The organism is Ruegeria sp. HKCCD8929 (genome assembly GCF_013031405.1).
In the GTDB taxonomy this organism is placed as follows: domain Bacteria; phylum Pseudomonadota; class Alphaproteobacteria; order Rhodobacterales; family Rhodobacteraceae; genus Ruegeria.
Genome location: NZ_WPZY01000003.1, coordinates 73,749 through 85,572, shown reverse-complemented (window position 1 = coordinate 85,572; position 11,824 = coordinate 73,749). Strand labels below are relative to the sequence as shown.

13 protein-coding genes are annotated in these 11,824 nt (G+C 62.7%); 4 read left to right on the top strand and 9 right to left on the bottom strand.

Features of this window, described 5'->3' with window-relative positions; translation table 11 throughout:
* Positions 1 to 41 precede the first annotated feature (41 nt).
* Entirely contained in the window at positions 42 to 731 is a 690-nt protein-coding gene (locus GOX53_RS05425; protein WP_171174199.1) for a M48 family metallopeptidase, read from the bottom strand.
* Between the two features lie 176 nt (positions 732 to 907).
* On the opposite strand from GOX53_RS05425, the gene GOX53_RS05420 reads away from it, so the two are divergent.
* Positions 908 to 2,392 (top strand): inorganic phosphate transporter, encoded by a 1,485-nt coding sequence (locus GOX53_RS05420; protein ID WP_171174197.1) that lies wholly within the window; start codon positions 908 to 910, stop codon positions 2,390 to 2,392.
* Between the two features lie 58 nt (positions 2,393 to 2,450).
* Here GOX53_RS05420 and GOX53_RS05415 read toward each other — a convergent pair whose 3' ends face one another.
* From GOX53_RS05415 to GOX53_RS05395, 5 genes are all read right to left on the bottom strand, one after another.
* A complete protein-coding gene (locus GOX53_RS05415) occupies positions 2,451 to 3,635 on the bottom strand; it encodes a VWA domain-containing protein (RefSeq protein WP_171174195.1) in 1,185 nt (394 codons plus the stop codon).
* A 4-nt stretch (positions 3,636 to 3,639) separates the two neighbouring features.
* Entirely contained in the window at positions 3,640 to 3,807 is a 168-nt protein-coding gene (locus tag GOX53_RS05410) for an apolipoprotein acyltransferase (protein WP_171174193.1), read from the bottom strand.
* Between the two features lie 6 nt (positions 3,808 to 3,813).
* Complete coding sequence (locus tag GOX53_RS05405) at positions 3,814 to 5,181, bottom strand: DUF2927 domain-containing protein (RefSeq protein WP_171174192.1); 1,368 nt, start codon at positions 5,179 to 5,181, stop codon at positions 3,814 to 3,816.
* A complete protein-coding gene (locus GOX53_RS05400) occupies positions 5,178 to 5,627 on the bottom strand; it encodes a GNAT family N-acetyltransferase (RefSeq protein ID WP_171174190.1) in 450 nt (149 codons plus the stop codon). The genes GOX53_RS05405 and GOX53_RS05400 overlap by 4 nt, the downstream gene beginning before the upstream one ends.
* A gap of 122 nt (positions 5,628 to 5,749) precedes the next feature.
* Positions 5,750 to 6,595: a MoxR family ATPase gene (locus tag GOX53_RS05395; RefSeq protein ID WP_171174188.1), complete on the bottom strand. Its 846-nt coding sequence runs from the start codon at positions 6,593 to 6,595 to the stop codon at positions 5,750 to 5,752.
* A gap of 385 nt (positions 6,596 to 6,980) precedes the next feature.
* On the opposite strand from GOX53_RS05395, the gene dksA reads away from it, so the two are divergent.
* Positions 6,981 to 7,403, top strand: a complete 423-nt coding sequence (gene dksA / locus GOX53_RS05390) for an RNA polymerase-binding protein DksA (protein WP_171174186.1) — start codon at positions 6,981 to 6,983, stop codon at positions 7,401 to 7,403.
* 74 nt (positions 7,404 to 7,477) lie between these two features.
* The gene (locus tag GOX53_RS05385) at positions 7,478 to 8,629 is read left to right on the top strand and encodes an FAD-dependent monooxygenase (protein ID WP_171174185.1); all 1,152 of its coding nucleotides are present in this window, start codon (positions 7,478 to 7,480) and stop codon (positions 8,627 to 8,629) included.
* 7 nt (positions 8,630 to 8,636) lie between these two features.
* On the opposite strand, the gene xth is transcribed toward GOX53_RS05385, so the two are convergent.
* Complete coding sequence (xth, locus tag GOX53_RS05380; RefSeq protein ID WP_171174184.1) at positions 8,637 to 9,440, bottom strand: exodeoxyribonuclease III; 804 nt, start codon at positions 9,438 to 9,440, stop codon at positions 8,637 to 8,639.
* Positions 9,441 to 9,668: 228 nt separating this feature from the next.
* On the bottom strand, positions 9,669 to 9,992 hold the full coding sequence (locus GOX53_RS05375) for an iron-sulfur cluster assembly accessory protein (protein WP_171174829.1): 324 nt from the start codon (positions 9,990 to 9,992) through the stop codon (positions 9,669 to 9,671).
* A gap of 76 nt (positions 9,993 to 10,068) precedes the next feature.
* On the opposite strand from GOX53_RS05375, the gene GOX53_RS05370 reads away from it, so the two are divergent.
* On the top strand, positions 10,069 to 11,226 hold the full coding sequence (locus GOX53_RS05370; protein WP_171174183.1) for a deoxyguanosinetriphosphate triphosphohydrolase: 1,158 nt from the start codon (positions 10,069 to 10,071) through the stop codon (positions 11,224 to 11,226).
* On the opposite strand, the gene GOX53_RS05365 is transcribed toward GOX53_RS05370, so the two are convergent.
* Positions 11,227 to 11,778, bottom strand: coding sequence for a hypothetical protein (locus GOX53_RS05365; protein WP_171174182.1), 552 nt, complete (start codon positions 11,776 to 11,778; stop codon positions 11,227 to 11,229). It abuts the gene before it with no gap.
* Positions 11,779 to 11,824: the final 46 nt, after the last annotated feature.

Here is an 11,824-nt window from a genome sequence, read left to right as displayed (position 1 = left end):
TGACGGCGGGGCTGGCCCCTCGCTTCCAACCCTACCCGCAATCAATCACCGGTGTCCCAGCGCGCCTCCAACTCCTCAAGCGCTGCAATGCGCTCGCCGGTCTTGGGATGGCTCATCAGCCAGGCAGGCACCACCCCGGCGCGCTGCTGGGTCAACCCTTCGAGCTTCTGAAACAGCGATTTCTGCGGCCCAACCCCGATTCCCGCCTTGGTCAGGAGGGCTGCCGCGTATTCGTCGGCCTCATACTCGTCCGCCCGCGACAGGCGCGAGGCGAGAAGCGCGGTCAGACCGTTGGCGATCCATACGCCGATCAGGGGCACGAAACGGTTCAGGATGATGATCAGCGCCGTGCGCAGCGCGTTCTGCCCGGAAAAGTCGATCATCCGCCGCCGCGCATGACCCAGCGCGACATGGCCCAGTTCATGCGCGATGACGCTGGCCATCTCTTCGGCGGTCACCTCGCCGTTGCGGAATTTGCGGTAGAACCCCCGGGTAATGAAAATCCGCCCGTCCGGTGCTGCCAGACCGTTCACCGGGTCGATTTCGTAGATATAGACCGGTATCCGCGCCAGATCGAGTGCGGCGGCCAGCCGGTCGGTCATCCGCTTGAGCGCCGGATCGGCCAGTTCGGTCGACTTCGCATCCAACTCGCGATGGGTGCGCCAGACCGAAATCCGGTACATCACAAGAGCATAGAGAACCGCCAGCAGGATCGGGGTGATACGGAGCATGAGTTAGATATGGGCGGGATCGGGGGGCAGGGCAAGGCGGTCCCGATTGTCTTTTAGCTGAAGGCGAGGTGCCGCCCTGTGTCGCTGACCGCACGTGAAGCCGCGATTTGTCATCAAGACTGTTGAAATGGGTCGCAATCCCGCCTAGTGACCGGGTCGCTATCCACGAGGGACCCATGGCCAACAAAGACTTCGAAGCCCGCCATCTTGAAACACTCGACCGCGACCTGCGGCGCTTTTCGCGTCTTGAGGTGGCGACGGCGCAGGTCGGACGTCCGGTCGTGGGGTCGGGGATCGCATTTGCGTTCATCGTGGTCGCAGGCATCGCCGCTGCGTTCCTGTTCGGACAAGACAACAACACGTTTATCGTCGTGCTGGCGGCGATGTTCGGGGCCTATATGGCGCTGAATATCGGGGCCAACGACGTGGCCAATAATATGGGTCCCGCTGTTGGCGCCAACGCGCTGACCATGGGCGGGGCCATTGCCATCGCCGCGATCTTCGAAAGCGCCGGCGCGCTCATCGCGGGCGGAGACGTCGTTTCGACCATCGCTAAGGGCATTATTGCCCCAGAAAGCATGGGAACGGCGACCGTTTTCATCTGGGCAATGATGGCGGCGCTGCTGTCCTCGGCGCTATGGGTCAACCTTGCCACCTGGGTCGGCGCGCCGGTCTCGACTACGCATTCGGTGGTCGGTGGCGTCATGGGTGCAGGAATCGCCGCAGCCGGGTTCAGCGCGGTTAGCTGGGGAACCATGGGTAAGATCGCCGCCAGCTGGGTCATCTCGCCGGTTCTGGGCGGCGTGATCGCCGCCGGGTTCCTGTGGTTCATCAAGGCGCGGATCATCTATCAGGAGGACAAGATCGCGGCGGCCCGCAAATGGGTGCCGATGCTGGTGGGCATCATGGCAGGCGCTTTCGCGTGCTATCTGGCGCTCAAGGGGCTGAAGAAGATCATCAAGATCGACCTCGGCACCGCGCTGCTGATCGGCGCCGTCTGCGGCGGCATTGTCTGGGCCGCAATGATCCCGGTGATCCGGCGCCAGTCGGAAGGGCTGGAAAACCGCAACAAGTCGCTCAAGATCCTGTTTGGTATTCCCCTGATCGTCTCTGCCGCGCTGCTGAGCTTTGCCCACGGGGCCAACGACGTGGCCAACGCAGTGGGTCCGCTGGCGGCGATCGTGCAGGCCTCGGCCTCCGGAGATTTTACCCAGGCCGTCAGCATTCCCTATTGGGTCATGATCATCGGGGCATTCGGCATCTCGTTCGGCCTGTTCTTGTTCGGCCCCAAGCTGATCCGCATGGTCGGCAGCCAGATTACCAAGCTCAACCCGATGCGGGCCTATTGCGTGGCTTTGTCGGCGGCGATCACCGTGATCGTGGCCAGTTGGCTGGGCCTGCCGGTCAGCTCGACCCATATCGCGGTGGGTGCCGTGTTCGGCGTCGGGTTCTTCCGCGAATGGGATTCCGAGCGGCGGCTGAAAAGGGCGCGCATGGCAGTACCGGAACGCCCGCAACTCGCGCCCGAGGAGCGCCGGAAGCGCAAGCTCGTGCGTCGCTCGCATTTCCTGACCATCATCGCGGCCTGGGTCATCACCGTGCCCGCAGCGGCGGTGCTGGCAGCGGTTCTGTTCTTCGGCATTCAGGCCATCGCGGGATAAGCGGACCTCTCAGCCCGCGCAGCCGAATGACACCGGCTGCATGGGTCAGCGTCAGATGTCAGCGCGTCAATGCGCGCATACCCTGTTCCAGCCCGGCCAGCGTCATCGGCACCATCGCGTCTTCGAAGATTTCACGAATCATGCCGATGGAATGGGTGTAGTCCCAGTATTTCTCCGGCACCGGGTTGATCCAGAGGTTCGAGGTCCACTGCGCGCGCGCGCGCTGCAGCCAGACCTGACCGGCCTCCTGATTCCAGTGCTCGTTGGCGCCGCCGGGATAGGCGATCTCATAAGGCGACATGCTGGCGTCACCGACGAATATGCATTTGTAGTCCGGGCCGTAAGTGCGCAGCACCTCATGCGTCGGTGTCTGCTGATCCCAGCGGCGGCGGTTGTCGCGCCAGACGCCTTCGTAGAGGCAGTTGTGGAAGTAGTAGTATTCCAGATGTTTGAACTCGGCACGGGCGGCTGAGAACAGTTCTTCGACCACCTTGATATGCGGGTCCATCGAGCCGCCGACATCGAGAAACAGAAGAACCTTGACCGCGTTATGCCGCTCGGGGCGGGTCTTGACGTCCAGATAGCCGTGCTCGGCCGTGGCGCGGATAGTGCCGTCGAGATCCAGCTCTTCCGCTGCGCCTTCGCGCGCCCAGCGGCGCAGGCGTTTGAGCGCCACCTTGATGTTGCGGGTGCCCAACTCGACTGTGTCGTCGAGATTGCGGAACTCACGCTTGTCCCAGACCTTGACGGCGCGCTGGTGGCGGCTTTCCTTCTGACCGATGCGCACGCCTTCAGGGTTGTATCCATAGGCGCCGAATGGCGAGGTGCCGGCGGTGCCGATCCACTTGTTGCCGCCCTGATGGCGGCCTTGCTGTTCCTTGAGCCGCTCGCGCAGCGTCTCCATCAGCTTGTCGAAACCACCAAGCGCCTCGATCTCGGCCATCTCTTCCGGAGACAGGTGTTTCTCGGCCATCTTCTCCAGCCAGTCGCCCGGGATATCGACGGCCTCCATCACCTGCTGAAAGCTGATCTCCTCCAGCCCCTTGAAGCTAGCGGCAAAGGCGCGGTCGAACTTGTCGATGTTGCGCTCGTCCTTCACCATCGAGACGCGGGCGAGATAGTAGAACGCCTCGACATCGTAGGTGGCCAGCCCCTGCTTCATCGCCTCAAGAAAGGTCAGGTATTCGCGCAACGAGACGGGAATGCCTGCTTTGCGGAGGTTTTCGAAGAAGGGCAGGAACATCGGTTCAGACCATCAGCCGGTGGAGCACCAATGTTGCTATCATTCCCACCAGCGCAAAGGCAATTGCGTAGCCCGCCGCATATTGGGCGATATCGGCCCGCGTGCCGTTACGTTTTCGCGCGGTCAACCCGCCCAGAACGGCGCCCAGCAGCGCCAAGACAATGACAATCATGTGGTCCTATCCGCCCAGCCTGTTGCGGGGGTTCAGCATGGCGATGTCCTGCATCATCGAGCGAACCGCCCAATCCGAGCCGAACCCGTAGCGCGCCCATCCCAGACTGTCCAGCCTGACCACGGCGGCCTGTTCGGGCTTGCCGGTCAGGTCCAGCGCCTCGGCCTTGAGCATCAAAAGGGTCGCCAACACGGCGGCGTTTTCGGCCCGCATCATCACATCGAGCGCCGGGTTGATCTGGCGCAGCGCGCTGACGCCGTCGCCGCGTGAGATGGCAAAGGCCGCCGTTTGCGCCGTCACATAGGCGCGGTGCAACTCAGTGCCCGGGGTTTGGGCCAGGAAATGCAGCGCGGTGCCATATTGGCGCTGCGCTTCTTCCGGGGCATCCAGCTGGATCATCCGCCCAATGATGTAATGCGGAAAGGCGCGGCGCTGGTCGGTCCAGCCTGAGCCCTGACTGATCACGGCCGCCCGGTTGGCCGCCCGCCGCCGCTGCGCCGGGTCGGCGCCGGGACCGAGCGCTGTCTGTACCGCGTCGATCCATTCACGCGAGGTTGCTGCGTAGGGAACAGGCCGAATCGTATCGCCACGCGGGTTCAGGCGGCTAAGCAGGCCGGGCAGCACGGCGGCCACCTGTGCCCGGGTCATGCCGTTGCGGATCTCGGGCGAGTAGGTGGCGCGCAGCACCAGCATGTCAAAACCGGTCAGCACCGTGTGCACATTGTCGTCGTTGAAGACAGAATCAGGCAGGCGGTAGAGGTCGTTCAGCGGGCCGATAGCCTGCGCCAGTTCCTCGTGCAGACAATCTCGGATTTCCTGCGGGCTGACATCGTATGGAATGAAAATCCCCAGCCGTTCACGGCTGCGCAGCAGCGACCAGTTGGTCTTGTCGCGCCGCCGGTCGCGGCGGTATTCGGCCAGGCTCGAGACATTGGGAACCACGAAACAGGCCGCCTGCGGCAGGGCGCGGCGGATCTGATCGCGGCTGACTGCCTCGATGGTGACATTCGCGGGGCCGCTGCTGACCTGCTGGATGTCTATGCCGGCCTCACGGCGCAGACGGGACAGCAGGCGGCTGAGATCGCTTTGCAGGGTCGGCGGCGGCGAGCCCGTGACGCGCACCGTGATCGGAGTTTCGAACCGGGTCAGAACCGGCAATTGCCGCCCGCTTTCCAGCTCAAAATGCAGCGTCAGAAAATCGGCAGCGATATTTGCGTTGGACCGGACCGGAGGTGTGGGCCGCGCTGCCGTAAAACTTTTCATCGGCGGCAGGGTGCTGTCGGCAATCTGCGCGCGCGTGGCGGTATCCTGCGGCGGGAGAGTGCTGCATCCGGCCAGAACCGTGGCCAATATGAGGGCGGCGCGGCGGATCATGGGCGGTTGTACCGGATGAAGGGCGTCAGCTTGCCCACGCGGTCATACAGCTTGCGCGCGGTTTCGTTGAAATCCTGCGTCAGCCAATAGACCGAGGGCGCGCGCTGGCGGTCGGCCTCGGCATAGACCGCCTCGATCAGGGCGCGGCCGACCCCGGTGCCGCGCGCTTCGGGGCGGGCATAGAGGTCCTGCAGGTAGCAGGTGTTTTCAACCTTCCAGGCGTGGCGGTGAAACAGGTAATGGGTCAGGCCCACCAGCCGCCCGTCCAACTCGGCCACGAAGCACGAGAAATCTTGCGGATCGTCGCCCAGCAGGCGGGCAAAGGTGCTGTCATAGACCTCATCCGGCACCGCGGTTTCATAAAACGCCAGATAGTCCCGCCACAATTCGGCCCATTCGGGCCGGTCCGTTGGGCGCAGTGCCCGGATGACGAGTTCACTGGTCACGCTTTCATTTCCCCGGTGTTGCACGGTTTCGACCAGCCTGCACCGGTCACGACAAGCGGCATGGTCGCATCCCGGTCCGATCAAGGCAAGCGGGCAGGGGCCGCAAACGCGGCATTTGCCGCCTAGCGTTGTCCCCGCACCATGAAGGCCAGACGCTCGAACAGATGCACATCCTGCTCGTTCTTCAGCAGCGCGCCGTGCAGTTTCGGCAGGGCGCTGGCGCCGTCGCGCTTGAGGTCTTCGGCGGTCAGATCCTCGGCCAGCAACAGCTTGAGCCAGTCCAGAACCTCGGAGGTCGAGGGTTTTTTCTTGAGACCCGAGGTTTCGCGAATCTCGTAGAACTGGGTCAGAGCGGTGGTCAGAAGTGATTCCTTGATGCCGGGGTGATGCACCTCGACGATCTTGCGCATCGTCGTCTCATCGGGAAACCGGATGTAGTGGAAGAAACAGCGGCGCAGGAAGGCGTCGGGCAGTTCCTTTTCATTGTTCGAGGTGATGATGACAATCGGGCGGTGTTTAGCCTGGATGGTCGCGCCGGTCTCGTAGACATGGAACTCCATCTTGTCGAGTTCCTGCAGCAGGTCGTTGGGAAACTCGATGTCAGCCTTATCGATCTCATCGATCAGCAGCACGATCTTTTCATCCGCCTCAAAGGCCTGCCACAGCTTGCCTTTCTTGATGTAGTTGCTGACATCATGCACGCGCTCGTCGCCAAGCTGACTGTCGCGTAACCGGCTGACGGCATCGTATTCATAAAGGCCCTGCTGGGCGCGAGTGGTGGATTTGATGTTCCACTCGATCATCCGTAGACCCAGCGCGCCTGCAACCTGTTTGGCGAGTTCCGTCTTGCCGGTGCCCGGCTCACCCTTGACCAGCAGCGGGCGCTCCAGCGTCACGGCGGCATTCACCGCGATGGTCAGGTCATCGGTCGCCACATATTCGGCGGTGCCTTCGAAACGTGCGGTCATGGGGCCTCTCTGAGATCATAAACTGCGCAGGCAGAGTAACGTTTAATGCGAGTTAAAGGGGCCCGTCTTTTTTGACAAGAGAGGCCGCAGCGTCGCGATGCCGGGGATTTTCCTGTTCTTGCAAACCCTTCCACTTGATTCGCTGCCGATCTGCGGCCGGAAGCGGCGGCGGCTGCCATAAAATGGCCTGGGGAATTCCATAGAAAAACGAGGTTTTGGCAGCACTTGTCTCATATCAAGACATGGCGCGGAATTTGGCCGACAGGTATGGAGTTTGTGTAGTGACATTCTCGGCCCCGTCGGATAAATGCAGCGCAAAAGGGGGTGCCGAATGTCAGGCCAAACAACTGCGACCGACGTTTCAGGCCATTCTGAGGGAGCAAATATGAAGCAGGAAGTTTTTCTGCCGGAAGATTATCGCCCGGCTGAAGATGAACCTTTCATGAATGACCGCCAGCTTGAGTATTTCCGCCGCAAGCTGCTGAACTGGAAAAACGAACTTCTGGCGGGAAGCCGCGATACCATCGAGGGGCTGCAGGACAATACCCGCAACATTCCTGACGTCGCCGACCGCGCCAGCGAGGAAACCGACCGTGCGCTGGAACTGCGCACCCGGGATCGTCAGCGCAAACTGGTGGCCAAGATCGACTCGGCGCTGCGCCGGATCGACGAGGGTGAATACGGGTATTGCGAGGTGACCGGCGATCCGATTTCGCTGCGTCGTCTGGATGCGCGTCCGATTGCCACCATGACGCTGGAGGCTCAGGAACGTCACGAACGCCGCGAGAAGGTCCACCGCGACGATTGACCGCGAAGCGTCAACTGAAATCTCAAACGCCGGGGCCTGTTGCTCTGGCGTTTTTGCGTTAAACCGGTGGCGTTATGACAGACGGACGGAATATCTGCGTGATCGGCGCAGGGATCGGGGGGCTGGCCGCAGCCGTGGCGCTGCGCCAGACCGGAGCCGAGGTGACTGTGCTGGAACAGGCCGGCGAGATCACCGAAATGGGGGCAGGCCTTCAAATCAGTGCCAACGGTATGGCCGTGTTGCGCGGCCTGAATGTGGTCGGCGATGTGCCCGAGGCGGGCCTGCGCTCGCACGGCACCGCGCTGCGTGACTACCGCGCGGGACGGTTGGTCAGCGAGGTGCCGGGCCCTGCGGCCGGATCGACCTACTATTATCACCGCGCCGACCTGATCGAGTTGCTGCATGCCGCCGCCATCCGCTCCGGGGTTGAGATTCGTCTGGGTCAGCAGGTGGCGACTGCCCGGAGGGTGGGAAATCAGGCGGAAGTCGAGTTGGCGGGCGGCGAAGTGATCTCTGCCGATTGCGCCATCGCCGCCGATGGGGGCCGCAGCACCATCCGGACCGAACTGAACGGCACCGAAACCCCGAAATTCACCCATCAGGTTGCGTGGCGTGCGACCATTCCCTGGACCCATCGTAATGACACCCCGCGTGCGGATTTGACCATGGGGCCGGGGCGGCACGTAGTAACCTATCCTCTCCGCGACCAGACACTGATGAACATCGTGGCCGTCGAAGAGCGTTCGGACTGGCTCGAAGAGGGATGGCGGCGTCAGGGCGATCCAAACGAGCTGCGTTCCCGGTTTGCCGATTTTGGCGGTCCGGTCGGGGAGGTGCTCGCGCAGGTGCGCGAAACCCATCTCTGGGCCCTGTTTCTGCGCCCGGTTGCACCGTCATGGCAGAATGGCGCAGTGGCCCTGTTGGGTGACGCCGCGCATCCGACGCTGCCCTTCATGGCACAGGGGGCGTGTCTTGCGCTGGAGGATGCCTGGGTGCTGGCCCGGTCGCTGGAAGGGCACCTGGATCTCGCCTCGGCGCTGTCATCCTATGAGTTGGCTCGAAAGGACCGCGCCCGCCACGTGGTCGCCGCCGCCGCCGCAAACGCGCGCAATTTTCACTTTCGCAGCCCGGTGCGCGAGGTCGCTCAACTGGCGCTTCGGGTCTTGGGTCCGCGGCTTGGCCGCCGATATGAGTGGATTTACAGCCACGACGTGACTGCCGGATAGAGGCGATTTAGAGGTCCAGTTCGATCCAGACCGGCACGTGATCCGAGGGTTTCTCGTGCCCGCGTATCTCGGCGTCGATCCGGCAGTCCCGCATCAGATCGGCGGCCTGCGGGGTCAGCAGAAAGTGATCGATGCGGATCCCGTCATTCTTGTTCCAAGCCCCGGCCTGATAGTCCCAGAATGAATAATGGCCAGCACCTTGGGTGCGGGCACGGAACGCCTCGGTGTAGCCCAGATTCAGGATGCGGCGAAACGCGGCCCGGCTCTCGGGCCGGAACAGGGCATCCTCGCGCCAGGCATCCGGGCGCTTGGCGTCCTCGGCCTGTGGAATGATGTTGTAGTCCCCAGCCATCAGCGCCGGTTCCTCGCATGCGATCAACTCGGCAGCCCGCGCGCGCAGACGCTCCATCCATTTAAGTTTGTAATCATACTTGCCGCCCGGCAAGGGCGTACCATTTTCCAGTTCGACCGGATTGCCGTTGGGCAGATAAAGCCCGCAAATCCGCAGCGCCCGTTTGCCCACCACCGTGGCCTCGATCCACCGCGCCTGTTCGTCGCTGTCATCGCCGGGCAAGCCGCGCGTCACGTCCTCCAGCGGAAGCTTTGACAGGATCGCTACACCGTTGAACCCCTTCTGTCCGTGGGTTTCCACGTTGTACCCACGTTCTTCGAACAGCGCGCGCGGAAACGCCTCATCCACCGATTTGATTTCTTGCAGCAGAACCACGTCGGGTTGCGCGTCATCCAGCCAGCGGGGCAGGGCTTCGGCCCGGGCCTTGATGCCGTTGATGTTGAACGTGGCGATTTTCATGCGCGGCCCCCGGGGATCTGTTCCTGACGATCTATCGCCCAGATGCGGATGTGGGGCAAGATGCGGGTCCTGGGTATTTTGCGAGGCTCTGCCTCGCGCTCCGGGATATTTATGAACAGAAGAAGCAAGGGGCCGCGCTCTGCCCTTCTTCTGTTCATAAATATCCCGGGGGAGTCGCGCCCCGCGCGACGGGGGCAGCGCCCCCTGTCACAGGCCGCCCAGGGGCGCTTACATCGAAAAGGACGTGCCGCAGCCGCAGGACGAGGTGGCATTCGGATTTTCGATCACGAAACGCGCACCGATCAGTTCCTCGGTGAAGTCGATGGTGGCATTTTCCAGAAACGGCAGCGAGATTGCGTCCACCACCACTTTCTGCCCGTTGCCTTCCAGCACCAGATCGTCGTCCTTGGGGGCATCCAGCGCAATTTCGTACTGAAAGCCGGAACATCCGCCGCCTTCCACCGCGACGCGCAGGGCTTGTCCCTGATCAGCCGCACCGATCTCGGCGAGGCGCTCAAAGGCGCGGTCGGTCACTCTGGGGGGCAGGTTCATGCCGGACTCCGATGGTTTCATTCTCAGGCATCCTACCATATAGAAAGGCTGACGACAGGCGACAAGGACAAGACCATTGGAGCGAGCGGGTTTTGCCTCGGATCCGAACCGCGCCAGGGGGCGGCTGGTGCCGGAGGAGGAGAGCAGTTTCCGGTCATGCTTTCAGCGTGACCGCGACCGGATCATTCACGCCAGCGCGTTCCGGCGTCTCAAGCACAAGACGCAAGTGTTTGTTGAGCATGAGGGTGACAATTACCGCACCCGTTTGACCCATTCCATCGAGGTGGCGCAGGTGGCGCGGACCATCGCCGGTGCGCTGGGGTTGAATCCGGAGCTGACCGAGGCGGTGGCGCTGGCGCATGATCTGGGCCACACGCCCTTTGGCCATACCGGAGAGGACGCGCTGCACGCGCTGATGGCGCCTTATGGCGGGTTCGATCACAATGCGCAGGCGATCCGGATCGTGACCAGTCTGGAACGGCATTATGCCGGGTTCGACGGGTTGAACCTCACTTGGGAAACCCTTGAAGCTATTGCGAAACATAACGGGCCCGTGGTGGGGGAGCTGCCTTGGGCGCTTGCCGAATGCAACACGTGTTTCGATCTGGAACTGCACACCCATGCCAGTGCCGAGGCGCAGGTGGCCGCACTGTCCGACGATATCGCCTATAACAACCACGACCTGCATGACGGGCTGCGCGCCGGACTGTTCACCGACGAAGAAATCGCGCAGTTGCCCATCGTCGGAGACTGTTACGCCGAGGTGGACCGGGCCTACCCGGGCCTCGAGTCCTATCGCCGCAGGCATGAGGCGCTGCGGCGGGTCTTTGGTGTCATGGTGGCGGATGTGATCGACACCTCGCGCGGGCTGCTGGCGCAATCGGGCGCGCAGTCAGTCGAAGAGGTGCGGGCGTTGGGCTATCCGGTCATTCAGTTCTCGCCCGGTCTTTGGACCCGGCTCAAGGAAATCCGCGCCTTCCTGTTCACCCGCATGTACCGCGCGCCCTCGGTGATGGAAGTGCGGACGCAGGTGGCGCAGGTTCTGGAAGAGCTGTTTCCGATCTACCTGAACGATCCGAAACAAATGCCCGAACATTGGCACCCCGATATCGAGGCCGCGCCGGATGAAACGGCGCTGGCGCGGATTGTGTCCGATTACATCGCCGGGATGACCGACCGCTTTGCCTTGCAGGATCACGCCCGGTTAACGGACGCGGACCTGAAACGGGTCTGATCACTCGATCCCGATATAGGCCAGCGCCCAGACCTGCTGGCTGGCCTGTGTCTGCCGTGTCTCGTCGTCTTCGGTGGGCGGAAACACGATCATCGTCGGGCCATAACCGCCGATCCCCATCGGTGCACCGTCCGCGTGGGTGGCGAGGATGGGCTGATGCTCAGTGATGTCCTCCCAAGGGATCTCCGCCTGATAGCCGTCCATCGCCATTGGTTTCGCGGTTTTACCAGAGGCACCGGCCATCTCCATCACCGCTGACAAAAGCGGGCCGGAGAAAGCAATGTTCCGTTGATCGCCCTCGGGACCGTAGGGGATGGTGATTTCGATCTGCTCCAGCCCGTCCAGCATGGCGGCATCGAACCCGGCGGCGGCGTCATAGCTGACCTCTGGAAAGCCGTAGAGGCCACCGTCCTCGGCGGCACGAGCGGGCAGGTTGGTTTCCGACACGGCGCCGCCGAGGGAGACCAGAACGTGCCCCTCAGGCCGCGCCATTTCAGCAAATGACGGCAGCGGGGCCAATAGGGTCAGGCAAAGGGGCAGGGCAGGTCGCATCGGTGATCTCCGGTTTGGTGATTTGCCCCGACAGTACCCGGGTCGC

Coding starts and splice junctions, on each gene's coding strand:
- GOX53_RS05425 (WP_171174199.1), bottom strand. CDS start 731: ATGCTCCGTATCACCCCGATCCTGCTGGCGGTTCTCTATGCTCTTGTG.
- GOX53_RS05420 (WP_171174197.1), top strand. CDS start 908: ATGGCCAACAAAGACTTCGAAGCCCGCCATCTTGAAACACTCGACCGC.
- GOX53_RS05415 (WP_171174195.1), bottom strand. CDS start 3,635: ATGTTCCTGCCCTTCTTCGAAAACCTCCGCAAAGCAGGCATTCCCGTC.
- GOX53_RS05410 (WP_171174193.1), bottom strand. CDS start 3,807: ATGATTGTCATTGTCTTGGCGCTGCTGGGCGCCGTTCTGGGCGGGTTG.
- GOX53_RS05405 (WP_171174192.1), bottom strand. CDS start 5,181: ATGATCCGCCGCGCCGCCCTCATATTGGCCACGGTTCTGGCCGGATGC.
- GOX53_RS05395 (WP_171174188.1), bottom strand. CDS start 6,595: ATGACCGCACGTTTCGAAGGCACCGCCGAATATGTGGCGACCGATGAC.
- dksA (WP_171174186.1), top strand. CDS start 6,981: ATGAAGCAGGAAGTTTTTCTGCCGGAAGATTATCGCCCGGCTGAAGAT.
- GOX53_RS05385 (WP_171174185.1), top strand. CDS start 7,478: ATGACAGACGGACGGAATATCTGCGTGATCGGCGCAGGGATCGGGGGG.
- xth (WP_171174184.1), bottom strand. CDS start 9,440: ATGAAAATCGCCACGTTCAACATCAACGGCATCAAGGCCCGGGCCGAA.
- GOX53_RS05375 (WP_171174829.1), bottom strand. CDS start 9,992: ATGAACCTGCCCCCCAGAGTGACCGACCGCGCCTTTGAGCGCCTCGCC.
- GOX53_RS05365 (WP_171174182.1), bottom strand. CDS start 11,778: ATGCGACCTGCCCTGCCCCTTTGCCTGACCCTATTGGCCCCGCTGCCG.